Here is a 453-nt window from a genome sequence, read left to right on the forward strand (position 1 = left end):
GGCGCATGGTGCTGACCTTCGACGACGGCCCCCACCCGGACTACACCCCGGACATCCTGGACACCCTCGCCGAGTACGACGTACGGGCGATGTTCTTCGTGTGCGGCGAGTGCGTCGTCGACAACAAGGAGCTGCTGGCCCGCATGGCCGACGAGGGACACGTCGTCGGCAACCACACCTGGACGCACCCGTTGCTGACCAGCCTGGACCGCGACGAGATCCGTGACGAGATGGAGAGCACCAGCGACGTCATCGAGGACGCCTACGGCGAGCGCCCGCAATGGTTCCGCGCGCCCTACGGCGCCTGGAACCGCGCCGCCTTCCAACTGGGCGCCGACATGGGCATGGAGCCGATGGCCTGGACCGTGGACACCACCGACTGGATGGAGCCCGGCACCAGCGCCATCGTCGACCGGGTGGAGGAAGGGGCCGCCCCCGGGGTCGTGGTGCTCT

The 453-nt window shown here is 69.1% G+C and carries 1 protein-coding gene; it reads left to right on the forward strand.

All coding sequences use genetic code 11. The features are described 5' to 3' along the window. Window positions 1-453 (forward strand): polysaccharide deacetylase family protein (locus CCN44_RS42060; RefSeq protein WP_244204078.1); only part of this gene is annotated, 453 nt, incomplete at both ends.

It is taken from the genome of Streptomyces tricolor (genome assembly GCF_002155905.1).
Lineage (GTDB): Bacteria > Actinomycetota > Actinomycetes > Streptomycetales > Streptomycetaceae > Streptomyces > Streptomyces tricolor.